Origin of the sequence: Enterococcus lactis, assembly GCF_015751045.1 — a bacterium.
GTDB classification, from domain to species: domain Bacteria; phylum Bacillota; class Bacilli; order Lactobacillales; family Enterococcaceae; genus Enterococcus_B; species Enterococcus_B lactis.
This window is the reverse complement of record NZ_BNJW01000027.1, coordinates 1-24915: the sequence shown is the minus strand read 5'-3', so window position 1 is coordinate 24915 and position 24915 is coordinate 1. Positions and strand designations below refer to the sequence as shown.

At 38.3% G+C, this 24915-nt stretch carries 21 protein-coding genes, 1 tRNA gene and 3 pseudogenes; 5 read left to right on the top strand and 20 right to left on the bottom strand.

Annotated elements, in window-relative coordinates; genetic code table 11:
• Positions 1-268 precede the first annotated feature (268 nt).
• The 9 genes and pseudogenes from KFO35_RS12280 to KFO35_RS12240 form a co-directional block, all read right to left on the bottom strand.
• Positions 269-1561 (bottom strand): Gfo/Idh/MocA family protein, encoded by a 1293-nt coding sequence (locus KFO35_RS12280; RefSeq protein WP_002315163.1) that lies wholly within the window; start codon positions 1559-1561, stop codon positions 269-271.
• Positions 1558-2180, bottom strand: a pseudogene (locus tag KFO35_RS12275) (hypothetical protein). Before KFO35_RS12275 ends, KFO35_RS12280 begins: the two are co-directional and overlap by 4 nt.
• Before the next feature lie 2 nt (positions 2181-2182).
• A complete protein-coding gene (locus KFO35_RS12270) occupies positions 2183-3019 on the bottom strand; it encodes a carbohydrate ABC transporter permease (RefSeq protein ID WP_002292245.1) in 837 nt (278 codons plus the stop codon).
• Positions 3020-3034: 15 nt separating this feature from the next.
• Positions 3035-3922, bottom strand: coding sequence for a carbohydrate ABC transporter permease (locus KFO35_RS12265; protein ID WP_156272283.1), 888 nt, complete (start codon positions 3920-3922; stop codon positions 3035-3037).
• Positions 3923-3937: 15 nt separating this feature from the next.
• Positions 3938-5221: an ABC transporter substrate-binding protein gene (locus KFO35_RS12260; protein WP_002315166.1), complete on the bottom strand. Its 1284-nt coding sequence runs from the start codon at positions 5219-5221 to the stop codon at positions 3938-3940.
• A 939-nt stretch (positions 5222-6160) separates the two neighbouring features.
• Positions 6161-6850, bottom strand: coding sequence for a beta/alpha barrel domain-containing protein (locus KFO35_RS12255; RefSeq protein WP_002293277.1), 690 nt, complete (start codon positions 6848-6850; stop codon positions 6161-6163).
• A gap of 17 nt (positions 6851-6867) precedes the next feature.
• Entirely contained in the window at positions 6868-7485 is a 618-nt protein-coding gene (locus KFO35_RS12250) for a glycoside hydrolase family 73 protein (RefSeq protein ID WP_002315168.1), read from the bottom strand.
• 9 nt (positions 7486-7494) lie between these two features.
• Positions 7495-8319, bottom strand: a complete 825-nt coding sequence (locus tag KFO35_RS12245; RefSeq protein WP_002329114.1) for a M15 family metallopeptidase — start codon at positions 8317-8319, stop codon at positions 7495-7497.
• Positions 8312-8872, bottom strand: coding sequence for a hypothetical protein (locus KFO35_RS12240; protein ID WP_002293272.1), 561 nt, complete (start codon positions 8870-8872; stop codon positions 8312-8314). Before KFO35_RS12240 ends, KFO35_RS12245 begins: the two co-directional genes overlap by 8 nt.
• 173 nt (positions 8873-9045) lie before the next feature.
• Here KFO35_RS12240 and KFO35_RS12235 point away from each other — a divergent pair, with 173 nt between their 5' ends.
• On the top strand, positions 9046-10005 hold the full coding sequence (locus KFO35_RS12235) for a Gfo/Idh/MocA family protein (RefSeq protein ID WP_002315170.1): 960 nt from the start codon (positions 9046-9048) through the stop codon (positions 10003-10005).
• Positions 10006-10309: 304 nt separating this feature from the next.
• Here KFO35_RS12235 and KFO35_RS12230 read toward each other — a convergent pair whose 3' ends face one another.
• On the bottom strand, positions 10310-11266 hold the full coding sequence (locus tag KFO35_RS12230; RefSeq protein ID WP_002315171.1) for an aromatic acid exporter family protein: 957 nt from the start codon (positions 11264-11266) through the stop codon (positions 10310-10312).
• Between the two features lie 104 nt (positions 11267-11370).
• On the opposite strand from KFO35_RS12230, the gene KFO35_RS12225 reads away from it, so the two are divergent.
• The gene (locus KFO35_RS12225) at positions 11371-11973 is read left to right on the top strand and encodes an FUSC family protein (protein ID WP_002315172.1); all 603 of its coding nucleotides are present in this window, start codon (positions 11371-11373) and stop codon (positions 11971-11973) included.
• Between the two features lie 85 nt (positions 11974-12058).
• Here the strand turns inward: KFO35_RS12225 and floT are convergent, their stop codons facing one another.
• Both floT and KFO35_RS12215 read right to left on the bottom strand, forming a co-directional pair.
• On the bottom strand, positions 12059-13558 hold the full coding sequence (gene floT, locus KFO35_RS12220) for a flotillin lipid rafts scaffold protein FloT (RefSeq protein WP_002292923.1): 1500 nt from the start codon (positions 13556-13558) through the stop codon (positions 12059-12061).
• 15 nt (positions 13559-13573) lie between these two features.
• Positions 13574-14098 carry an NfeD family protein gene (locus tag KFO35_RS12215; protein WP_002292922.1) on the bottom strand — a complete coding sequence of 175 codons (525 nt, stop codon included), beginning with the start codon at positions 14096-14098 and terminating at the stop codon, positions 13574-13576.
• Positions 14099-14273: 175 nt separating this feature from the next.
• On the opposite strand from KFO35_RS12215, the gene KFO35_RS14420 reads away from it, so the two are divergent.
• Both KFO35_RS14420 and KFO35_RS12205 read left to right on the top strand, forming a co-directional pair.
• Entirely contained in the window at positions 14274-15917 is a 1644-nt protein-coding gene (locus KFO35_RS14420; RefSeq protein ID WP_002315174.1) for an ATP-binding protein, read from the top strand.
• Positions 15892-16607, top strand: a pseudogene (locus KFO35_RS12205) (response regulator). The gene KFO35_RS14420 and the pseudogene KFO35_RS12205 overlap by 26 nt, the downstream one beginning before the upstream one ends.
• 229 nt (positions 16608-16836) lie before the next feature.
• Here the strand turns inward: KFO35_RS12205 and KFO35_RS12200 are convergent.
• The 6 genes and pseudogenes from KFO35_RS12200 to KFO35_RS12175 all read right to left on the bottom strand — a co-directional run bounded on the left by KFO35_RS12200 (position 16837) and on the right by KFO35_RS12175 (position 23060).
• Positions 16837-17856: a 2-hydroxyacid dehydrogenase gene (locus tag KFO35_RS12200; protein WP_002315176.1), complete on the bottom strand. Its 1020-nt coding sequence runs from the start codon at positions 17854-17856 to the stop codon at positions 16837-16839.
• Between the two features lie 21 nt (positions 17857-17877).
• A pseudogene (locus tag KFO35_RS12195) lies at positions 17878-18933 on the bottom strand (AEC family transporter).
• Between the two features lie 352 nt (positions 18934-19285).
• Entirely contained in the window at positions 19286-20434 is a 1149-nt protein-coding gene (gene nagA, locus KFO35_RS12190) for an N-acetylglucosamine-6-phosphate deacetylase (protein ID WP_002292705.1), read from the bottom strand.
• Between the two features lie 75 nt (positions 20435-20509).
• Complete coding sequence (locus KFO35_RS12185) at positions 20510-21346, bottom strand: helix-turn-helix domain-containing protein (protein ID WP_002292704.1); 837 nt, start codon at positions 21344-21346, stop codon at positions 20510-20512.
• A 186-nt stretch (positions 21347-21532) separates the two neighbouring features.
• Positions 21533-22750, bottom strand: a complete 1218-nt coding sequence (locus tag KFO35_RS12180) for a pyridoxal phosphate-dependent aminotransferase (RefSeq protein ID WP_002315179.1) — start codon at positions 22748-22750, stop codon at positions 21533-21535.
• 148 nt (positions 22751-22898) lie between these two features.
• Complete coding sequence (locus KFO35_RS12175) at positions 22899-23060, bottom strand: hypothetical protein (RefSeq protein ID WP_002335007.1); 162 nt, start codon at positions 23058-23060, stop codon at positions 22899-22901.
• Positions 23061-23134: 74 nt separating this feature from the next.
• Here KFO35_RS12175 and KFO35_RS12170 point away from each other — a divergent pair.
• Positions 23135-23217 (top strand) — tRNA-Leu (locus tag KFO35_RS12170).
• A gap of 73 nt (positions 23218-23290) precedes the next feature.
• Here the strand turns inward: KFO35_RS12170 and KFO35_RS12165 are convergent.
• Positions 23291-23563: a hypothetical protein gene (locus KFO35_RS12165; RefSeq protein WP_002292700.1), complete on the bottom strand. Its 273-nt coding sequence runs from the start codon at positions 23561-23563 to the stop codon at positions 23291-23293.
• 209 nt (positions 23564-23772) lie between these two features.
• Positions 23773-24465: a hypothetical protein gene (locus KFO35_RS12160; protein ID WP_002315181.1), complete on the bottom strand. Its 693-nt coding sequence runs from the start codon at positions 24463-24465 to the stop codon at positions 23773-23775.
• Between the last annotated feature and the right edge of the window lie 450 nt (positions 24466-24915).

The window sequence follows — 24915 nt, the reverse complement described above, 5'->3', positions numbered from 1 at the left end:
CCATTAACTAAACCACTTACAGTATACCACTTCTTTGCCCAGATCGAAAATTTTTTACGAACGGGGCTTTATTTGGTGTGCCTTGATTTTGTCGCTTTCGTTTACGAGCTATTTTTCTTGCACCTTTTACTTGACTAATCGTAGGAAAAAGGATTGTGAAAAAAACGTGTCACAACCCTTCTTTCGAATAAATAGTGTTCCAAAGACAACCTACGGCAATAGCGCACAGATTTATAACGTACAGGAAATAATTTTCGTAAATTCCTTCTTATTCCTTGAAGCTGACAAGTTCGTCAATCGCCACTGCTTTTCCTGAAGCAATAGAGTGATTTGCTGCAATTCCTGTCAAGATCGACAGGATACCATCTACGTGAGTTGCTGCTCGATTCCACGGATCTTCTTCCTTTGCTTCGCCAAATAGATCATCCAACAAACGTGGATCTCCTCCGCCATGTCCGCCTGCTTCTTGTTCAACGATTACCTCATAGGGTTCACCGAACATCGGATAGACCTGGATGGACTGAAGAACGGCTGCTCCCTCGTCTGTTTTATCTCCACCAGCGTTGATATAGGACTTTTCGATCACTTTCATTTCGATCCGTCCTTTGCTGCCATTAAAAGAAACATTGAATCCTTCCCACGGCATATACGCATTTAGCGAATACGTCAATATCGTACCAGTCTCGTATTTGACCGTCACTCCTAACGTATCTTCAATAGAGATATCATCGGAAAATACACTGCGATCACGAATGTATCCACTGTCTTCTTCTGCTTCCAAATACATTTCTCGTAATTCCTCATTGGCTGATAGATCTATAGCAAATGGATCATTTTTGGCTAGTTCGCTTCCATAGCATCGACTGTAAAATGTTTCTACTCCGCGTTTTTCCGCATTATGCATTCCATAAAAATTCAATCCACCAAATGCGAATACCTTTTTTGGCTGGCTACTCAACCAAAAGTTCACCAGATCAAAATGATGGGTAGATTTGTGCACGAGAAGTCCGCCACTATTGTGTTTATTTCGATGCCATCTTCTGAAATAATCTGCCCCGTGCTGCGTATTCAGCAACCATTCAAAGTGGATAGAGAAAACATCGCCGATTATGTCTTTTTCCAGCAGTTCCTTTATCTTCGTGTGATATGGCGCATAACGATAATTGAAAGTGACTCGCAGATTCCTTCCCGTTTGTTTTTGGACAGTTATTATTTCTTGCGCTTTTTCCTCATCAATAGTCAGAGGTTTTTCGCAAATAACATCATACCCTTTTCTCATTGCACGGATGATATAATCATGATGCGTTCGATCTACTGACGTAATAATGACTTCATCTGGCTGTACATCATCCAGTAGCTGTTCAAATTGCGATGGCATACATGTCTTTACTTTCTTCTGTCCATACTTGATCACAAGTACTCGATTTGCATAATCCATTCTTGTTTGAGACACATCACAAAAACCGACCAGTTCACAAGTTTGATGATACGTAGAGGCAATTGCCTCATAAAAAAAGCGAGCTCTTCCGCCAAGACCGACTTGTACATATTTTTTCTTCATTTAAACTCATTCTCCTTTTCTTTTAACCAGCATGCCGTGACAAACGGCAGTCCAGGATACAGCAATGCAGCAAGTAAAAAATCATACTGTATACACCAAAACAGCCCATACAAAAGACAGAAATACCACAGAAACCCTTTGACGTTTTTTGACAACAGCCAGATATTCCTTTTGATCAAATAAATAAGACTATCTGCTTTCTCTTCTTTGCAGACATCAATTAGCGTACTAAAAAACCATGGGATACAAAAAGCAACAGACACAATAGAAAAGGAATCAGATACCAAGCATCAGCCTTTTCTATGAACAAATACCAATCAGCTGCAAAAATAAGAACGAACAGCTGAAACAACGCAACAATGAAACATGACCTTTTGATTTTTTCTTTCCGCCAACCTACCTTCTTTTCCGCCAAATAATGGGCAGATAGATAATAAGCAGGATACATCATCAAAAAATAAATCAGATAGATAACATGAGCAGAAAGCGTTAATCCTAAAGTGAAAAAACATCCTAGAAAAAAAGCGAAAAGACCATGACTGATAAGACTGGTTAAAAAAATCCGACAGAAATAGTAGTTGATCTTGTAAAGAAACATCTCCTCTATTGGCTTTTTCATATTCAGCCTTTCAAGCCGCTTGTACTGATTCCTTGGACGAGATATTTATTGAAGAATAAGAAAATCAGAAAAACCGGCAGCAGAGACAGCGTAGACATCGCAAACATACTAGCGTAAGTCGTGCTAGATCCAGCATCTGCAAATAATTTGATGGCAATCGATACGGTATAAGATCTCGGCTTGTTCAAATAGATCAGCGGTCCCATAAAGTCATCCCATTTCCAATAAAACTGGATAATGATCGTGGTGATGATCGAAGGTTTCAGCAAAGGAAAAATAATTTTGGTAAAGACACTATATTTGCTGCATCCGTCAATAATCGCAGATTCATCTAACTCTTTGGGGATACCAACCATGAATTGCATGATCTGGTAAATAAAAAATGCTTGTCCAAAAAAGTGCGGTAAAATCAGCGGCACATACGTACCAACCAAATTCAGCCGATTGTAAATAATAAACTGCGGGATCAAAATCACTTGTGCAGGAATCATCATCGTTACTAACATGACGACGAACCAGAACCTTTTTCCTTTGAAATCGATCCTCGATAATGCGTAAGCAATACAAGTCGAGCTCAGCACTGTCCCGATCGTTGATACCGCAGAGATGACAAACGAATTCTTAAAGAACGTGAAAAATGAGATTCCAGCAAAACCTGCCCATCCTTCTGCGTAATTTTCCCATCGAAAAGTTTCTGGAATCAAATTCAGTGAACCACTCAGAATCTCTTGATCCGTTTTAAAAGAACCTGCGATCATCCACAAGACTGGATAAATCATGACTAGACCTAATAGCAAAATAAACCCGTACTGGAACCATTTCATTACTGTTTTATTCATTTTTTCCTCCCTCGTTCACACAACGACCCATTTTTTTGATGATTTGAAAATCAGAAAGGTGACAGCCCCCATGATCAACAGCATGATCCACGAAATAGCACTAGCATACCCCATAGAATTAAAAGAGAATGCTTGGTTATACACATAAAGAGCATAAAAGTTCGTGGCATCATTCGGACCACCTTGGGTAATGATGAACGCTTGCGTGAAAGTCATAAACGCTGCAATCGTCTGCATGACCAAGTTATACAAAATGATTGGTGAAAGAAGAGGTAGCGTGATTTTGTAAAACGACTGCCATTTATGCGCTCCATCGATCTCTGCCGCTTCATAATACGAGGCTGGAATCTCTTTGATACCTGCAGCAAAGATGATCATTGCCGAACCGAATTGCCAAGCAGACATCAAAACAAGAGGGATCATGACCAATTTTTGATCGCCAAACCAGGAAAGTGCTGGTGCGCCTAGTCGTTCTAGAAAAATATTCACTAACCCATTTTTAGAAAATAATTCTCGCCACACTAGAGCAATAGAAATACTGCCGCCAATCAAACTAGGTACATAATACAAAGAACGAAAGAAAGTCGTCCCTTTGATATTTCTCGTTAAAAGATAAGCAATCAATAGACCAAAGATCAGTTTCACAGGCACAGAGGCAAATACATAGAGAAAAGTGACTCGAATGGAGTTCAAAAAACGAGCATCACTTAGCATTTTTATATAATTATCCAAGCCAATCCATGAGACTGGATTCCCCAGACGATAATCGGTGAACGAATAATAAAGAGACAAGATCATCGGTATTACCGTTATCAATAGAAATCCTAGAATAAATGGAGAAGCAAATACGTAACCGACCACGTTATCTTGATTCATGAATCGTTTTAGTTTTTCTTTTTTCATGCTTTCCTCCTGTTACTATTCCAGAATGTTTGAAGCAAACTCATAAAGACTCTCTGCTGCTTCTTCTGCCGTCATTTCTTCATAGATGACTTTTTCTACCAAAAGATTGTATTGATCTTGGATCTCTGGATTTAAAGCGCTATCAAAAACATTTACTTCACCGTTGTCCATATCGGAGATCATTTCTAAATAGTCGAATGTCGCTTGTAAAGTTGTATCATCTGTCTGAGCGAGTTGTTCTCGAATATTGGACATGATTGGTACACCGCGTTCTCCTTTTAAAATCTCATTGGCTTCTTCACTGTTTTGGAAGAAATCAATAAATTTAGCCGCTTCTTCTTTGTGTGCTGAATTTTTTGCCATACTCAGCATTTGCGAAGAACGTAAAGGAATACCAGATTCTCCATCTGCTTTTCTGCGAGGGGGATTAATCAATCGAATTTCCATGTCTTCAGGAGCGCCTGACAAAATTTCTGTCAACTGGTTACTTGATAGAAAAACCATCGCTGCTTCGCTATCTCTAACTGCCTGAAAAGACAGATCTGTCGTACTTGCAGCTCCACCACCCGGTTCTGGATGGGCACCTTTGTCTACCAGATTTTTACGCAGCTGGAAAAAATCTGTTAAATAATCCGGATTTTCGAATCCCAAGCTGTTAGATAAATCCTCCTGATTATAAAAATTCAATCCTTTCTCAACTTGCGGTATTTGAATAATACAGCCAGCTATAAAATCTTCGAACCTTGAAATAGCATAGATCCCTAATTCTTCAGTGATTTGATAGCTGATTTGTTCAAATTCTTCCCATGTCCAATTGGAAGCAGGTTCAGGGATACCTAATTGTTCAAATATATTTTTATTGTAAGCAATCGCAAACGAGTTCACCCCGTTGGACAGTCCAACTAATTGCCCGTCGTAAATCGTCGTTGCCAAATAGGATTCATCCGCATTAGAAACATCAATTATCCCTTGCTCCACATATTCATCTAATGGTTCAATCTGATTGATGTATTGAGGAAATTGATTATTTAATTGAAAAATATCCCAGATATCATCTGATGCTGCTAGCGTACCTAATTTTGTGTAATATCCTTCATAATCATAGAATTCATACTCGATCGTCACATGGGGATTTTTTTCTTCGTAAAGCTCGATTACTTTTACCGTTGCATCGTGTCGAACTTGTGAACCCCACCAAGCCATGTTCAACGTGATTTTTTCGTCATCCTCTTGCCCACAAGCTGTCAAGAATAATAACATAACACTTAATGCTAAGATGATTCTCATTTTTTTCTTCATTTTCTACACCTCTACTTCCATTGACATTTTTCAATATACTGTATTTTTATACAGTATATATTTATAAAACCATCTTTTTTTAAGGCGAATAAAAACCAAGGCTTGCCTTTTTGTTCTGCCTAGGATGAACAACTCAATACTTTCAAGAAAATTAGATAGTGCTGATTCTTTTTCCATTGCTACAAACACTTCTTGCTTCAATGATGGGAGGATAATTGCGCAAAGAAAAAAGGATATCAGACAACCGTCCAATATCCTTGACATAGCTAAATAAGCGTGCCACTCTGCGTATATTATTCCCTTAAAAATCAGAAAAAATAACTAGTAATTCTGTATGAAATTAGGTACAATATACACGTCGATGCACAAGCATTGACTATGGCAACTTGATTGGTCAGTTCCCGCTGACTTTTCAAGCCCCGGCGATTTAGCTGCTACTAAATTGCCGGGTGCCTTTTTTAGTTTTTATTCGTTTTTCATTCTATAGAAAGCGCTTCAATAAATCAAGACATTTTTTTGACGTAAAGCTAATAATAACAACATATTCCGACCGTTTATATGTACATTACAGATAAAAAAACAAAAAAATCTTCTTTTATTTCTGAATTTCGAACAAATAGGACCAAGTATAAAAGAGGTCGCGAGCCTGCCGTTCAGCTCCGAGTCACAAGAAACAATTTAAAAAAAACAGCTTCCCATGTTTGATGAATATTGTGACTTGTGACCGAGGAATTGGTAAGAGAACACCGTTTAACCGGAAAAAGAGCGTGGGACAAAAGTAAAGAACACTTTTGTCTCACGCTCTAAATACGTATAAACGGCGGAAGCAGAAGCAACTCCTTCGGAAATAAGCTGAAATTCACAAAAATTTGAAAAGCAAATTTCGTGAATTCCTTTTTATTTCTTGGAGTTAAACGCTTCTGTCCCAGCCTCTACTTCTTACCTGTTATCCATGTTTCCTTTTTCAGTTTCCCGATATTTTTCCATTTTACGACTAAAAAGCTCTCCGCTACTTGGCGGCGTATACGTGATGGCATTTGCTCCTGCTTGAATGGTCTCAGCAATACTTTCTTCCGTTGGTCCGCCTGTCGCAATAATAGGAAGTTCAGGATACTTTTTACGAAAATGACGTACTGCTTCTGCAGTTTCTTTTCCCGCACTGATATTGATAATCGAAATACCAGCTGCTAGCTTTTCATCAATTTCTGTATATTTCGATGTTACCGTACTGATAACTGGGATATCAACTACTCGACAAACTTCTTTCACTGTCTCTAAAGGTGTAGGACCATTCAAAACGACCCCTAAAGAACCTTGCGCTTCTGCAAACATGCTCATGTAAGAAGAACGAGCACCTTGTGTCAATCCGCCTCCTACACCGGAAAAAACCGGAATATCAGCTGCCTCAATGATACTTTTAGTAATTGCTGGATGTGGTGTAAAAGGATACACAGCAATTACTGCATTCGCATTTGTATTTCGTATGATTGCGATATCCGTAGTAAAGATGATCGAACGAATCAATTTTCCAAATATCTTGATCCCGCTTGCTTCTAAAATGATTTCCGGTACTCTTACGATATCTTTTCTCAATTCCGTCATGATTTCCGGCGTAAATTGTTCTGCCATCAGCCACTTCTCCTTTGCTATCTCCGGTCATACTGATTCAACTGGTACGTCTCGATGACCTGGATGATTTTTTGCGCATAACCGGGGTCTGTCGCATAACCTGCATCTTGCAATGCTTGTGCGGCTTCCTGATAATTGGTGGCCGTAATCACTTTTTCATACAGTGCAGGATTCCAATCTACTCCTTGGACGAACAGTTGTGTATGGTCATCCATGGACTGTTCCCATGAATCATACACTTTGAAGTCTCCTTGGATAGTTATCCATTCTTCGTTAACAAATTCCTTTGTTTCCAGGCTTACTTTCTTCTGATCCCCATAAGCCTTGATCCCGAAAAGATTATTGTATTTGCTAGCCAAGGTACTTTTTCCCCAATTCGATTCTAATATAGCTTGTCCTAAAATGATACTAGGAAGCACTCCATAACCATCTTGTAGTTCTTGGGCATGTGGAACAAGCCGTTCAATAAATTGCTGATGGGATTGCGCTTCATTTTCTTGCTGATTATCAGTAAAAGGAGAAGACAGATTCTTCAAGGAAAAAACAAAGGCTAGGAGTATCACTACTACACCGGCAACCACTGCTGGCCAACGGATATTCTTACGCTTTTGCTTTTTCCACTTTTTTTTCGCCATGATCAATTCCTACTTTTCATTTAATTCATTCAGATATTCTTCTAGCGTCAATTGGTGTTTGGTGATATACTCAGCATTTTCTTTACCGACATAACGTAAGTGCCAAGGTTCATATGTGATTTTAGTTATATCTTCGCGTCCTTTTGGATAACGAACGATAAATCCATACTGCGCAGCATTCTCTGCGATCCATTTAGCTCCAGGCTGATCTCCGTAACTTGCATCCAATACAGTAGAAGGATAACTGTTGTACCAGTTTTGATCGACGACATCGACTGCCAGACCTGTGTGGTGTTCGCTGTATCCTGGCTCCGTAATCGTTTCTTTAGTGATTTTTGTCGCCTCCTCTTCTGATACACCTTGGCGACTCATCACATCTTGGACATTTTGTTCGAAAACTTGTTGTTGGGATGATACAGACCGGTAAGCTGAAACCATAACTAACGGAAACCCAGCTTCTTCGGCAGCTTTAGCAAATGCTTCATATTCCGGAGCAATACGTTTGTCGATCAAATAGCCATTACTCAATGATGCCAATTGAGTAGACTCATCGATTTCTTTTTCTAATTTGTGATCTGGACCAACCAAAACTAGCTGCCAATCGTCTGTTTTAACATCTGGCAATTGTTTGGATGTACGATCTTGTGTTTCTTTGTCCTTTGCCTTGCTGCTTGTTGTTTGACTGTTCTTTTCTTTACTAGCAGTTGTTTTGGTGCTTGTTCGTTCGACCGTTTGATTGCCGGCTTGAACATGCGCGTCATCATCGCTAAAAATAACATAGCCCATTGCTGCGATCATAATCACAACTGCTCCAATTCCTAAAAATTTATTCACTTGAAAAATCCTTTCGTTGTTCTTCACGTTCCCCGTTCGTATCATGAACGTAAGTTTCTTCCAGATTTTCATTCACCCAATCAAGAAGTTCGATTTTTTCTCCTTCAATCTGTTTTTGAACATCTGCTGGCAGACGAAAATTCAAAATATCGTCATAGCCCCATTCATCATATTGAATACTTACTTTCAAGTCAAGGTACCTACCAGCCTGCTGATTGTTTTTCAAAGGGATCAGCTCGACTTTTGCTGCTTTGCTGCTTAGCCATTTTTGCGCGATACGTGTTTTAATTTGTTTATACTCTGCAACAGCAATATTTCGTTTCTCGGGAAAAATAATCGTTTGACGCAAAATCTTTTGCGTAAGCATCCATTCATAATCAGTGAAAAGATTTTTTACTTTCTGCATCGCTTCAGAAGGCAAATTTTTCTCGCCATCTTTCCATTTTTGCCATTGTTCTGGGCTGATCAGCAAGTATTCATCTAAAAAGTTTTTTTCAGTTTCAAACTGTTCCAATAATACACTCATAATAAGATCAATATATACTTGATGCACGTTTATCCCCTCCTTTTAACTATTCTACTTAAGTTTTAGTCAAAAAGCACCTGTTAAATCGCTGCTTTCATTTTTTTTAATGTTTCAAGTCCTCTCCCCTTCATTCTTCGTGATTTTTGTTATAATGATAGACAGAAAAGAATCTCAATCCAACTATGAAGGAGCGTTTTCAGATGAAAAAATATCAATGGGGAATCGTTGGACTAGGTACCATCGCGCATGAGTTTGCCGAAAGCTTCAATCAAGAGACAAGTGAACTAACAGCGGTTGCTTCCAGAACTTCAGAAAAAGCGGAAAAATTCGCACACCGTTACAATATTCCAAAAGCTTACGGAAGCTATCAAGAAATGTTAGACGATGCTGAAATCGACATCATATACATTGCTGTACCAAATAAACAGCATATCGACCATATCTTGGCAGCATTGGAAGCAGGCAAACACGTCTTATGCGAAAAAGCCATCACGATGAACAAAAAAGAACTGGCTGACGCTATGCGTTTAGCAGAAGAAAAGAATCTGATTTTAGCAGAAGCCATGACTATCTTCAACATGCCGCTTTATCAGCAATTACGCTCAATAATGGATACAGGAAAACTAGGGGCTTTAAAAATGATCCAAGCACCTTTCGGCAGTTATAAGGAACCAGATCCAGAAAACCGATTCTTCAATCCTGAATTAGCTGGTGGAGCTCTATTGGATATCGGTACGTATGCGGTATCTTTCGCTCGTTTCTTTTTGAGTTCTCAGCCTGAAGTAGTTGCCTCTACAATGGTCCCTTTTGAAACAGGCGTAGACGAGCAATCAGTCACTATTTTGCGCAACAAAGAAAATGAACTTGCTGCTGTCAGCTTGACTTTTCAGGCAAAAATGCCAAAAGTCGGTATCGTGGCCTTTGAAAACGGCTATGTGACGATTGCTGATTATCCTCGTGCGGATCGTGCGGAGATCCTATTTACAGACGGTACGAAGGAATTCATCGAAAGCGGGCGTACTTCTGAAGCCATGAATTATGAAATAAACAACAATATGGTACACATGATCGAAGGTGACTTGCCAAATCGTTCTCTCTTCTTGACAAAAGATGTCATCGACATCTTGGATCAAATGCAAGTTTTATGGAAAAATATGTAATTTTAAAAGGTTGTGAAAAAGCTGGTCTGCATCAAGCAATAAGAACAGCCGAACAAAAATAGCTCCTCCTATTTTTCGTTTGGCTGGACTTGTTCCCGCAGATGCAAGCTTTTGAACACCGTTTAAAGAAGAGGTTGTGAAAAAGCCGCTTAGTTTCGAGTATTAAGAAAAATTTTGTGAAAATGGTTTTCCACATTTTTGCACAAATTTGGCTTAATACCGAGAAACTGGCTTTTGAACACCGTTTAAGAAAGAGGTTGTGAAATCAGCTTTTTGACCTGAGTATTAGCTGAATTCAAAACCTCTATTTTTTGATTTTTTGTTGGGAGAATTCTGCCTTGATTTCAATAAAACTTTTAAAAGACTGCAAAAACTGGAACAATTCTGCTCGGTCCTCGAATTCAGGGCGACTAGTCGGCAGAGGCATTTGCCGATACAATACATAAACTTCTTCAATACGCGCTAAGATTTGTCTGCCATCATTTGACTCTGAAAATGTTTCTGCCGTATAAATCAATAAACCGTAGATATGTTTTCCATAATAAGCTGGTTGTTGGATCCGCTCTAGATTTTCCAACATGTCTTTAATCACATTGACCTGTGCTCGTCTCATAGAGAAGTAAGTTTCATAGTATAGCGGCTGTCTGAGCCAGTAGTTTTCTTGATGTTCTCTGGCATCTTCTTGGCTTTCGCGAATGAATGTCAGCAAATGTTCGCATTTGATCTGCACATCTCCTTTATTTTCCGATAAAAGAAATTCTGCCATTTGTCTCAAGATATTCCGAAATTCTTTTTCAATCTGTATTTGGTTTTCCTTCAGCTGCTTCGTACGATCTGGCATATAGACATTCGCAAGCAAAGCAAATACTAATCCAATCGCCATTAATCCCGCTTCATTGCCGATCAGCTGCCAAGACATGTTTTCCTCCACTAAATAATGAGTGACCAAAACCGAATTTACGACGATTCCTTCAGTTAATTTGAAGCGAGAGGCAAGTGGGATGAACAGGAATAAAAAAAGACTGAAGCCAAAAATAGTATACCCAACAGCAAAAAAACTGAACAGTGCTGTTGCCGTAGCTAATATAAAGGCTGCGATTCGATTCATCCCTGTACGCAATGTAGAGCGTTTTGTATTTCCCACACTCAATAATGCAATGATTCCTGCAGCTGGCCAATACAATAGCGATAAGCTACCCGCTGTGACCATTGAAAAGAAGACACTGATCACCGTTTTGATTGTTCGCATTCCTATACGCATTTACTCCCCCCTTTTTCTGTTTTAATTATACTTGAATAATGAAAAACTAGCTATCAGACAAAAGTTTAGGTATGATGGTAAAAAGAACAAAAAGGAGAATCTCTATGCAATTTGGCCGTTTTCGACTAGGTATGCGTACGATCAAAAGTGCCTTAGCTGTTTTTTTATGTATCTTGTTTTTTCATTTGACTCAACGAGGAATCCCAATGATTGCTGCATTATCTGCTGTTTTTTCTTTGCGTCAGGACTTGACTACAACCGTTTCTTTTGGAAAATCTAGGATCATTGGCAACACATTAGGTGGTACACTAGCTATCATTTATTTTTTTGTCAAAAGCTATTTTCACAATGATTTTTTGGTAGAATTGATCCTGCTTCCTATTCTAGTAATTATTGTGATTGTCGTGTCAGACGGCATCAACAATAATTCCGGCATCATTTCCGCAATCGCTACGTTATTGCTGATCGCATTGAGTATCCCTCAAGGTGAATCTGCTTTGTACGCGATCCAACGAGTACTAGATACTTTTATAGGAACATTCATTGCGATCGGTATCAATTTCTTTCTTCGTCCGCCTAAAACAGAAAAGAAGGAAGAACTATCAGAAGATTTGGTCGAACTCCAAAAGAAAGAACGATTGCTGCGAACAAGTTTACAAGAGATAGAAGCTAAGATCCAAAAACAAAAGAAAAATAGCGAGGACTGATTTTCTTTTGAAATAACATAAAAAATGGAGAGAAGAACTTGAAAAGCCTTCCTCCATTTTTTATTGATCGGTGAAGTGTACTACTTTATTCTTCCTTCATCGAGTGTTGTTCTGCCTCTTTTGGTGCTTCATACATATTTACTTGGCTAGTAGTCCCACGTGTCGACAAATTCTCTACGATTTCCTTCAAGTCAAGTCCTGTTGTCGCTTTTAATGTTTCTTGAGTAGTAGAAAGCAAGTTTGTGGCATAATTTGTCACTCGGTTCGCTCCACTGGTTTCTCCTGAGCTGCTTCCTGTATCGACAACAGAGATTTTTTCGATATTTCCTAGCGGCTGTGCTGCTTCGCGCATCAATTGCGGTAGCATATCGATAACCATACTCAAGACAGCTGCTTCGCCATATTCCTTGAAGGCATTGGCAATTTTTTGTTTTGCTTCGGCTTCTGCTTTTCCTTTTGCTAATGCTGCTTCTGCTTCTGCCTGTCCAGCTAACCTTGTCTTATTGGCTTCCGCTTCTGCTAGTGCTTCCACACGGAAACGTTCGGCTTCTGCTTCGGTCACTTCTTTGACTTTTTGAGCTTGTGCTTCTTGTTCTTTAGCGTAACGATCGGCATCTGCTTTTTTCTTCACTTCCGAATCGTATTGCTTTTCTCGACGTGTAATTTCTTTTTCTTCTAATTCGATTTGTTTTTGACGTTCTATGATTTTGATTTGCATTTCTTGCTCGATTACTTGTTGTTGTGCTCTGGCGCTTTCCAAGTTGTAGGCTTGGTCTGCTTTCGCTTTAGCAACATCTTGTTCTTGTTTGTAGGTTGCTAGTTTCAATTCTTTTTCTTTCAATGATTCTGCGATTTCTGTTTGTCGTTGTAATTCAGCTGCTTGTGATTCTTTTTCTGCTTGAGCTTTTTTGATACGCGTTTCTTTTAAAGCTTCTGCTTCTGCTATATCTGCATCTCTTTTGACTTGGGCGATTCTTGGTTTCCCTAAAGAGTCAAGATAACCATTTTTGTCTCTGACCTCTTTGATAGTGAAAGAAACAATGATCAATCCCATTTTTGCAAGGTCTACAGAAGCGACTTCTTGTACGCTTTGACTGAACTTATCACGATTTTGGTAGATTTCTTCTACAGTCATAGAACCTAGAATCGAACGTAAGTGACCTTCCAATACTTCTCTTGCTTCATTCTCCAATTCTTCTCTAGTCTTACCTAAAAACTGTTCTGCTGCTGTAGCAATCTCTTCTACAGAAGAACCAATTTTAATGATCGAAGTACCGTCACACATCACCGGTACGCCTTGTTCTGTATACACTTCTGGAGTAGAAACGTCCAATTTGCTAGATAATAGACTGATTCGATTCGAACGTTGGAAAACCGGTAAGACGAACGCTCCGCCTCCTCGCACGATTTTGATTTTGTTGTCACTTTCATCTTTGTGTACATTTTTGCTTCCTAAATAACTTCCACTGATGATCAACGCTTCATCTGGTTTTGCTGTTTGGTACTTCGCTACAAAGACGATCAGTAGCATCAGCAAAATCAACGCTGCGATTGCGATCGCGATAAAAACAACTGGTATTCCCATTTAACACACGCTCCTTTAAGCTTTTATCATGCTTTCATAAGGCATGACATAACAGATTCTTTCCTTGATCTCAATGATCAATACTTTCGTTCCCCGCTCCGCTATCTGTTCTTGGGGGCTGTAGAAACAAGCAGGACGACTAATGGAACCGGTAACACTTTTTAATTGGATTTCTCCCATGCCCCGTACAGGGATTGGTGTGATCACAACAGCTACTTGCCCTTCCAAAGTCTTTTCAGAAGACGACATCGTTGATTCGGCATGTTTCATCGGCATCAATAGATAGAAATTAAGCAAAAATACCAAAACTGTCGATATGGCTCCACTGGCAATAAATAAAAATAAAGAGGATTGATCCGTTAGACGCTCACCAAGAAAACCAAACAAACTTGTAAAAGTTAGCCAAGGGATAATAAGCATTGGATCAAGTGGGCCATCAAAGTCGAAGACATCTCCAAAAATAATCAAAAGAACTGCCAACCCCGCACAAATCAGCAATGTATACCAATAAATCGTCTCAAGTGCGATTCCCCCTATCATATACACGCCTCCTTCCCTTTCTACGTCTATCATACCAATGTTTGAAAATTCTGTATAGCTTCTTTCACCGATTCAAAGGTATTTATTCATAGAAAGCTTCTATTTATCAATGCCAATTTGTTAATTTTCATTTTTCATGTTAAAATTTTCACAATAAATTCTTTCGAGGTAGCCTATGTTTCCTTTCCTTAAGAAAAAACCATTAAAGCTCCAAAATACCATCATTCTTGTCGTTTGTTTCTCCACGTTCGTTTCTTTGATTGTTTCTGCCATATTGATTAGGAATTTTATTCTTTCGATGAACCGATCTAGTGTGTCAGATAGAATCTCTAGCATCGCTAAAATCGTTGCCAGCGATAAACTCATCCAAAAAAAGCTTCAGACTGGTGATCCGACACATGTGATTCAAGGAATCACGAATGAAATCATGGTGGCATCGAATTTAGATTTTATTGTTGTCATGGACCCTGAAGGCATTCGATATTCTCACGCAGACCCAAGTTACATCGGCCTTCCTTTCTCAAGTCATGAAGATGTGAAAAAAGTGATTGGAGGACAAGAATTTTTCTCTGAAAAAGAAGGAATGTTAGGGTTCGGCTTCCGCTATTTCGTCCCTATTTATTATGATCAAGAGATTATTGGTGCAGTTTGTGTTGGCTTGACGAACAACACGATCGACAATCAGGTCAAAGATGGACAAAAAATGATTGTTTTTTCATTGATCATCGGACTTAGCGTAGGCATCATAGGCGCCGTTTTTCTTGCCCAAAAAATGAAAAAAGTACTGCTTGGACTTGAACCGCAAGAAATAGCGGAACAGTTAAGTGAAAAAACGATTATCGAAAATGAAGTAGATGAAGGAATATTGGCCATCTCTTCTGATAAAACTATCCTCTTGATCAATACACCTGCAAAAAATATTTTCTATCAAACAAAACGGCTGTCGGATTTCGAAGTAGGAAAAAAAATCAGCGATAATCTATATGACGTATTGTTTAAAGAGACAATCGAGCACCAAACGACTGTTCGGACTCAATCCATGTATTTAAATGGGATAGAAACTATTTCTAGCGTTACACCTCTTTTTAGCAATGACCGTTTTTTAGGAGCAGTCGCAACTTTACGAAATCGATCAGAAGTAATGAAATTAATGGAGGAGCTTGGAGGGACGAAACAATATATAAACTCTATGAGAGCTCAAACTCATGAATTTATGAATAAACTTCACGTCATTTCTGGCTTGATTGACTTGAAGAAATATGAAGAAGTCACCCATTTTATCCAACAGCTAAATCAAAATTATAAAAAAGAGATTGGCCAAGTTTCAAATCTGATCAAAGTCCCTGCGATTTCCGGTTTTTTATTAGGAAAAATAAACGAAGCCAAAGAACAATCTGTTGAAATGTTGTTAGAAAGCGATTCTTTTATCCCTAAAATGGAGATGGACGACTCCATCCATTCACTTTTGCAAGTGTTAGGGAACTTACTTGATAATGCTAAAGAAGCCGTACTTCAAATGCCTGAAAGAAACGGACAGGTTCGGCTCGATTTAAACTATGACACAGAAGCGGAAGTATTCATCGTGACCGTCTGCGATGACGGTGTCGGAATATCAGAAGAAATCTCAGAAAAAATATTTACGCTAGGTTTTTCGACGAAAGGAATCAATCGTGGATATGGGTTGAATATCATCCATTCAATTGTCAAACGTCACGGTGGGATCTTAGAATTTTCCAAACAAGCAAATGGCGGTACAATCGTCTATCTAGAATTACCAAAAAAGGAAGATCAAAATGATGACAAATGTCCTAATAATTGAAGATGATCCAATGGTTGCAGAATTGAATCGTACGTTTGTGGAAAGTATACCTAATATGAACGTAATCGAAAGTTTCAGAAATGTAGAAGAAGGAAAAAAATATTTCAGACAAAAAAACGCAGATCTGCTGTTGCTTGATGTATATATGCCTGGCGAAAGTGGTATCCATTTTTTATCTTGGCTGAGACAGCAAGGAAACGATATCCCAGTGATCTTGATAACCGCTGCAGATGATATCGAAACCATAAAAAATGTGATCCGATATGGTGCCTTAGATTATTTGATCAAACCCTTCACTTTGCAACGTTTCCAGTTGGCGATTGAAAAATACCTTGCTTTCTCTCAGACGATCCAAACGACTGAAAAAGCAGATCAGAAATTGATCGATCAAGTATTCAACCATACCACTCCCATTCACGAAACACCTTCATTCATTGATTTGCCTAAAGGTCTGTCAAAACTGACTTTAAAAAAAATCAGTGCATCTATCCTAAAAGAAGAGACTATTTTTTCAACAAAAGAACTGGCTCAAAAAAGTGCACTTTCACGTATCTCCGTCAAGAAATATTTAAATTTTTTGGTGGAACAAGATATACTGAATGAAAGAATCAGATATTTGGAGATTGGTCGACCACTAACCTGTTATGAATTGACAAAGAATGGGCGAAAAAACTCACGGATTATTGTTGAGTCATCGAGTTATCTAATAAATACTAAATAAAGGCTGTGAAAAAAGTCTTGTCACAGCCTTTTTTTCCGAATAAATGGTGTTCCAGAAGTAGCTTCTTCGAAAAATAATCCGAAATTTCACAAAAATTTGAGAAGCAATTTTCGTAAATTCCTTCTTATTTCTTGAAGCTGACCACTTCTGTCACAACCTCTATTTTTAAACATATTAGTGGTGCGTGCCCATGTTTCCTTATTTTAATTGACGCGCTTTAGGAAGAGATACCTCATTTTTCGTTTTTCCAGTTTCTATTATTTCGCGGAAGTTCTCGAAGCTTGTCGAAATCATATTTGACAATGCCTCATCTGTATTTGAACCTACATGAGGGGTTATAAGAACTCTAGGGTACAATTCTACTAGTTGCTGGATAGCAGGATCTGGAATCGTCTCCCATGGCTTGAAAGATCGGAAAAAGACATCTGTTTCATTTGCAAAAACATCGGTTGCAAAACCAGCTAAATGATTGCTTTTCAAAGCTCTTAAAATAGCTGCATTATCTTGAAGCTCTCCACGAGCTGTATTGATCAAGATACTGCCTCTTTTCATTTGAGCCAAAAATCCTTCATTGATCATTTGATCGTTTTCACCTGGGATGTGAGGTACATGGATACTGACGATATCGCTTTTTGCTAACAATTCTTCGAGTGAGTGAAACGTCAATACTTTTTTAGCAGCTTCTGTCTGATGGATATCATAGCCGATCACTTTGGCTCCTAGCCCCTTAAACAAAATCGCTTCCGTCAATCCTATTCTGCCTGTTCCTATGATACCTACTGTGCAATTTCTGATTTCACGGCTAAACATTTGTTCATCCACTCGAAAATCTTTGAAAGATGTTCGGATCGTCGTATACGCTGTATTTCTCAAAAGCATCATGGCAAAAGTCAAAGATAATTCTGCTATAGCATTTGGCGAATATGATGGGACACGGGCTACTGTCATACCAAAATCAGCTGCCGCTTGTAGATTGATATGATTGACTCCCACAGTTCGGGTAAAAACATAGCGAATCCCATATTTCTGCATTTTTGCAAGATTGATCTCATCTGCTATACAATTTCCTCTCAGCAGTACAGCATCATGGGCCTTAGCTGATTCAATATTGTCATGCGTCAGTAGTTCTTCATAAAGACTCAGTTCATAATGGTAAATATTCAATTGCTCAAAAAAATCGATCTCATTCGGACGAACACCATAACATGCGATTCTCATACTTTCCTCCTCCATTTCCTATCAAAACAAACCTATGCCGTGAATCATTTGCAATACAACGATCCATACAGGTGTCAGTACTATAGCAAAAATAGTTGACAGTAAGGATGCATTAGAGGCTAAAAGTGCCTCCCTATCAAAACTGATAGCATAGGCTGCTGCCACAGTTGCGGCTGGTGTAGCCATCATGATAACAATCGTTGCCAGTGCTTCAAAATTGACCGGTAGAATATTTGTTGCCGTCAAAACTGCTAAAATCACGATATTCAACGCAGGTACAAATACCACTTTGACTAAACTGTAATACCATGATGTTTTTTCAGAAGCAGCTTTTTTGAAACTTACTTCACCTAATGTTGCGCCGATTGCTAGCCATGCCAATGGCGAACTTAAACCAGCTAAATAATCCATTGGCTGAAATAGCCAAGGTGCTGTCTGGTCAATTCGCAAAAACGCTACTTGGCTTATCTCTCCTTCTGCACCTGTAACTGACACTTATGGAAGATATCCTTGGAAAAGCCAAATGAAAAGGCCGGCAAAAGTAGCGATGATGATTGGATTAACGAACATCGCTTTGATATTTTTGGCTTCCATCTTCAAGCCACTCATTTTTATGTATCCATAAGAATACAAAAAGATCCGATAACCAATGTTGAAAATCGAGGAATACATCACGCCGACCGGTCCATAAATCGCACTGACAATCGGTGTCCCGAAAAAGGTCGTAGAACCAAAGATTGTCAGGACACGCAACGTTGATTGCTTATCCCCTTTATAACTTAAGAAAAATGGTCTTGAAACTAGAATAAGAATAATATAAATCACTAACCCCCAAATCAAGACATTGATTCCTTGCATCAATAGTTCTGTATTGATATCTTGCATGAAAGCTCGAAATGCAAGTGCTGGCAGAGCCGCTGTTAAGACAACTTTCGATAGGATTTTTCCAACAGATTCAGAAAAAATTTCCTTTTTTCTACAAATAAACCCTAATAATATAATAAAAACTGTTGAAGTGATTGCACTAACAATCGACATATCTGTCAAAGTCGATCGGAAAATATCAAATAAATTCATCTTTTTCCTCCTATTAATGTTCATTTATTCACAATTTAAAATGCTTTTATTTAGCTAATACGTATTAATATTTTTTATTTTATCTTTATATTGTTAACTATTGAACAATAAGGAATTAAAGAAACTTTTGAAACTTATGTAAAGTGATATTCGTTAGAACACAAAAAGGAGCGTGGGACAAAAGTAAAGAACACTTTTGTCTCACGCTCTAAACACGTATAAACGGCGGAAGCAGAAGCAACTCCTTCGGAAATAAGCTGAAATTCACAAAAATTTGAAAAGCAATTTTCGTGAATTTCTTCTTATTTCTTGGAGTTAAACGCTTCTGTCCCAGCCTCTATCTTAGATTATATTATGCGTGGAAACGTTCCACACCATCTAGATAAGTTGCTTCCAATGTCATATCAGGGTTCAATACGATAAAGTCTGCGTCGCGTCCTTGAGCGATTTTTCCACATGTGTCATCGATTTTACAACTGATTGCTGGAATCAGACTAGCCATCATGACTGCTTGTTCTGGTGTTGCTAGTCCCCAATCCACGACATTCTTAATTGCTTCTTTCAATTTCAAGATGCTTCCAGCTAAGTTGCCAGATTCCAAACGTGCCGTTCCTTCTTTTACTACTACCGGAAATTCACCTAAATTGTAATTTCCATCAGGCATCCCACCGGCCATCATACAGTCTGTAATCAAAGCGACATGCTCATGTCCTGCTTTTTCCATTAGGATTCCTGCCGCATTTGGATGTACATGATGTCCGTCACAAATCAATTCAGAAAAGACATGTTCTAAAGATAATAACGCACCTACCATACCTGGTTCGCGATGATTCAATCCGCGCATCCCATTGAAAGCATGGACAAACACGCTGGCGCCTGCTTCAACAGCTTTTTGCGCTTCTTCTAGCGTAGCGTTACTGTGCCCTAGAGAAACAACTACTCCTTCTTCAGTCACTTGTTTGACAAACTCTTCTACACCTTGACGTTCCGGTGCTAAAGCAATTTTTTTGATCAAACCGCCTGAAGCTTCTTGCCATTCATGGAAAGTATCCAAATCAGGATCACCGAAATAACTTGGGTTTTGTGCCCCTTTGTGTTCTTCTGTGAAGAAAGGACCTTCAAAATAGATTCCTTTGATTTTAGCTCCTGGTGCTTCTTGATACATTTTGCCGATTGTCTCAGCTACATCTTTTAAACGTTCTTTGCTTGACGTCAATGTTGTTGGTAAAAATGAAGTCACTCCACAAGATAATAGACCTTCAGACATCACTTTGATACCTTCTGCATCGTTGTCCATTACATCATGATTCATATAGCCGTGAATATGTGTATCTACCAAACCAGGAGCAATCCATTTGCCGCTTTGGTCAATGATGTTGACTTCTCCCTCAGGTAGTTCTTTGGTGTATTCACCAAAAAGCCCATCGGTAATTTCAAGATAGCCTGCATTTTTGACGCCTGACGCTAAAAAGAATTTGTCAGCATAGATAAAAGTTCTCATTCTATTCTCTCCCTTTGTTTTTCTACCTCTAAAGTACTCTTATTTAGAGAAGAAGTCAAGAATGGTCTACACCATTTATAGATTTTTTGAAATTTGTTTCACAGCTTGTGCCAATCCTTCATAAAATGCTGCTCTTTCTGGTTCTTCTTTACGCTTGTATATCAAGCTCTTAAGCACAAATAAATCATTGAGATAATAGTAACTATTTTTCTCTTGAGCCCAATAGATTCCTTGGTTCACCTGCTCTAGTGCTTCGTCAATTTCATTTTGATGGAATAAGAAATTTCCATAATTATAAAAAATTTGCGAAAATTCACTTTTTGATCGTTCATCAGCTGATTGATGCAGCAGTTGGATGCTTCGACTCAAATAGTAGCGGGCTTCAGCAGTTTTTCCTGCCACACCATATATTTTTCCGATACAACTAATCAGTTGTATTTCTGTGTCAGAGACATGGATTCTTTCTTTTTGGCTAGAGTAGCTTAATGCTTCTTTTAAATAATAAAGAGACTGAGAAATATTTTGACGCAACGTGAATTCACAAACACCGAGATAATAATAATATCGTTGAAAGTCAGTTGCTTGATACAGATTCTCAGAAATATCAGAAGATTTTAGTACTTGTTCTAACTTGCGATAATCACGTTTTTGGAAACAACTATCCAACAGTTCAAATAATTTATCGTTTGTCCGAGTAGTTTTTCGAGAGAGATTCATCACATGATCAATCGTTACTCCTAGCCGTTGACAAATCTGCATCATCACCAATACATTCGGCAGTTCCTCATTATTTTCGATCCGGCTTAGTACACTTTGTGAACAAATATCTTGCGAAAGCATCTTTTGCGTCATTTTTTGTTCTTTTCGAATCTCTTTAATGATCGTGCCAAAGGACTCGATTAACGTTTCCATAAGTATCCTCCCCAAAATATGCGTATTCGCATTCTATCCGTATTTTACTTTAGGAAGTCGCAAACTTCAAGAAAAGACTTGCAACTAAATAATATGACTTTAGTTATTTAAGAGATCTCCATTAGAAAGAGAGCCTCAGTACATTTGTCTGTGGCTCTCTTTCTGGAAAATTTGCTTTTTTTAAAGTCACTTTTGTCGATATGTCGCTAAAAATTCTCTCATTTTCTTAGCCGTTTGTTTCAAATCATCCATTTTAGGAAGATAGACGATCCGAAAATGATCTGGCTGGTTCCAATTGAATCCGCCACCGTGTACGAGCAGAATATGATGTTCATGTAAAAAGTCCAAGACGAATTTTTCATCATCCAAAATATTGAATCGTTTTGTATCGATTTTAGGGAATATATAAAAAGCAGCTTTTGGTTTTACAGCTGAAAGACCAGGAATATCATTGATTGCATTATAGATATATTCTCTTTGCTCATAGATCCTTCCGCCTGGCAGGAGCAGCTCATCAACACTTTGATAACCGCCCAGCGCCGTTTGGATGATTTGCTGAGACAAGACGTTGGAACACAAACGCATGGAAGACAACATATTCAGCCCTTCTATATAGCCTTTGACGTGTGATTTATCTCCGCTTAGGACCATCCAGCCGACTCGAAAGCCTGCCACACGATGAGACTTGGATAGACCGTTCAGCGTAACAACGAACAAATCAGGCGCTAATGTAGCAATCGGAATATGTTCTAGGCCATCCATCACTAAGCGGTCATAAATTTCATCAGAATAAATAATCAGGTTGTTTTGTCGGGCTACTTCAACGATTTCTTCTAATAATTCTTTTGGATAAAGTGCCCCAGTAGGATTATTAGGATTGATGATGACGATCGCTTTTGTCCGACTCGTTATTTTTGATTTGATATCATCAATATCAGGATACCATTCTGCCTCTTCATCGCAAATATAATGAACAGGTGTACCTCCAGCTAAAGCAATCGAGGCAGTCCACAACGGATAGTCCGGCATTGGAACCAGTACTTCATCTCCATTGTCTAGCAACCCTTGCATACACATCGTGATCAGTTCGCTGACTCCGTTTCCGGTATAGATATCATTGATCGTCACATTCGGAAAATGTTTCAGTTGACAATATTGCTCAATTGCTTTTCTAGCAGAAAAAATTCCCTTAGAGTCTGAGTAGCCTTCTGAATCACGGGCATTCATGATCAAATCACGAATGACTTCGTTTGGTGCCTCGAATCCAAAAGGTGCGGGATTTCCTGTATTCAATTTTAAAATACTGATGCCCTCTTCTTGCATCCGCTCTGCTTCTTCTAGAACCGGACCGCGAACGTCGTAACTAACACCTTCTAATTTGCTGGATTTTTCAAATTCTCTCATCACTTAGCCAATCCCTCATTTCAAAAAGTTAGAACTTTCCAAATTTTTTGTTATTTACTATTTCAATATCATACTCCATTCTAGAAAAATTTGCCACTTATTTAGGAAAAACATAAGTATCAGAAAAACGCTGAGAAGCGCTGAGAACTTACTGGTCATGATAGTCATTCCATAGATTTGCTGCCCAATCCATTGCAATCCCACAAATGATTCCCAGCATCAACCCAAATAGAAAACGACCAAATGCAAGGCCAATCAATATGCCTAGGATCATCCCCAGTCCTGAAAATTCTCCGTCATATTTCTCCATCTTCATAAGACCTCCCACTTTTTGAGCTTGACAACTATGTAAAACTTCGCTATCATTATTGTGTTATTATTTATGCAGACGTGATGGAACGGCAGACATGCAAGATTGAGGGTCTTGTGAGCGTACGCTCGTGTGGGTTCAAATCCCATCGTCTGCATTTTTCTTTCAAAACAAGCGGCTAGGACATTTTTGTCTCAGCCGCTTTTCTTTTTCTCGTTCATTCTTTCATCTTATTGGACCTTTTTTCTTGGGTATAGACTTTTCTCATATTCTACCACAATTTTTGGTTTTCCTAACACATGATAAGATCTCACCACGAATTGTTTTCTATTATTGTAATATCCTGTAACAACTAGTTTCATCCCTTCGTCTACTTCAGCTAGGAAGTTCAAACTATGGGAAGCAATCAAACAATTGACCTCATTTAAGCTAAAACGAATCAGTGGTCTGGCGCTGACCTGCAACGTACGAATCTTATCTACTGTTCCATATTTTATCTCCATTGCCTTCACCTCATTACTATTATACGAACATACATTCCCTTTTGTAAAGAAGAAACACTTTTTATCTTGTGATTTTTTTGTCCAGCTATTTTTCTTAACGAACATATAACTCTTCTTGCGACGATGAAGGACTACTTATTAACAAAAAAGCGGCAACAGCATAATTGCTGTCGCCGCATTGCTGATCAAGGGTTACTTATCATGAAAGATTATTTACTCAAATGTTCTTCAACGATTTGTTGAGATTTATCAGCTGTATCTTCCACTTCGCCTTTTGCTTTTTCTAACTTTTGAATATATTGTTTCAAACTTGTGTTTTCAGCAGTTGCTTCGTCTAATTTTTTTTGTGTATCTGCTAACTGAGTTTCTAAATTTTCTTTTTCTTGTGTCAGTGTTGCGATTTGTTGGTTCAAACCATTTACAGTATTTTGTAATTCTGAAAGTTTTGCTTGTGCTTCTTGTAGTCTTGCCGTCCAATCTGCATTCAAACGATTGATTTCATCATTTTTTTGGTTGATTTCGTCTAGTTTCGCATTGATTTCATTTTGTTTGCTTTGTAGTTGTGCATCCTTGCTGACTAATTGACTTTCTAAGTTTTGTTTTTCTGCTGCCGATTGATTTTTTTGGTTTTCTAATTCATTTACTTTTGCTTGGTATTCTTGGACATCTGCCTTTGAATCTTGCAATGTCTGTTCTTTTTGTGCTAGTTGTGCGGTAAGATCTGTAATCTTTTGCTCTTTATCTGTCAACGTATGGTCAAGCTGTGTCAGATTCTCATTGATTGTATCGATATCTGTCTCTCCACCCCACAAAATAATTTCATTTGCGTAACGCGTGCCTGTGTAGCCAATTAGACATAGAAATGCAACCACGATCCCACCAGCAATAATTTTCTTTTTCATTATGTAGCTCCTTCATTTAATATTTTTACTCACTAAAAGTAAGTGATTTCACATGCAATGTCAAGCACTTTTAAATTACAATTGTAATTTTAATAGAAACGCTATTAAATTCTCATTTAATCTTCCTTTTTTATGTATCTGCAAAAACTTTTCATAGAGAAAAATATACCTTAACACTTTCTTAAATATAGATGTATAGTAAAAATAAATGAAAAAAATTAGTTTTTCTTAAACGTAATCCTTTTCATTTCATAAATTACTGTGTTTATTACAAAAAACGTGGATTTGTCATAAATTGTCACGCTTCTTTTACCTATGAAATATTTTCACGTGTTAAAGTATTCCTCGTTGAACACAACAAATAAAACTTTTTAACGAATAAAGGAGATTTTTCATGACATCACTTAAAACTTTACTTTTTGGAACAACTTTGGCTGCCGGTGCTGCATT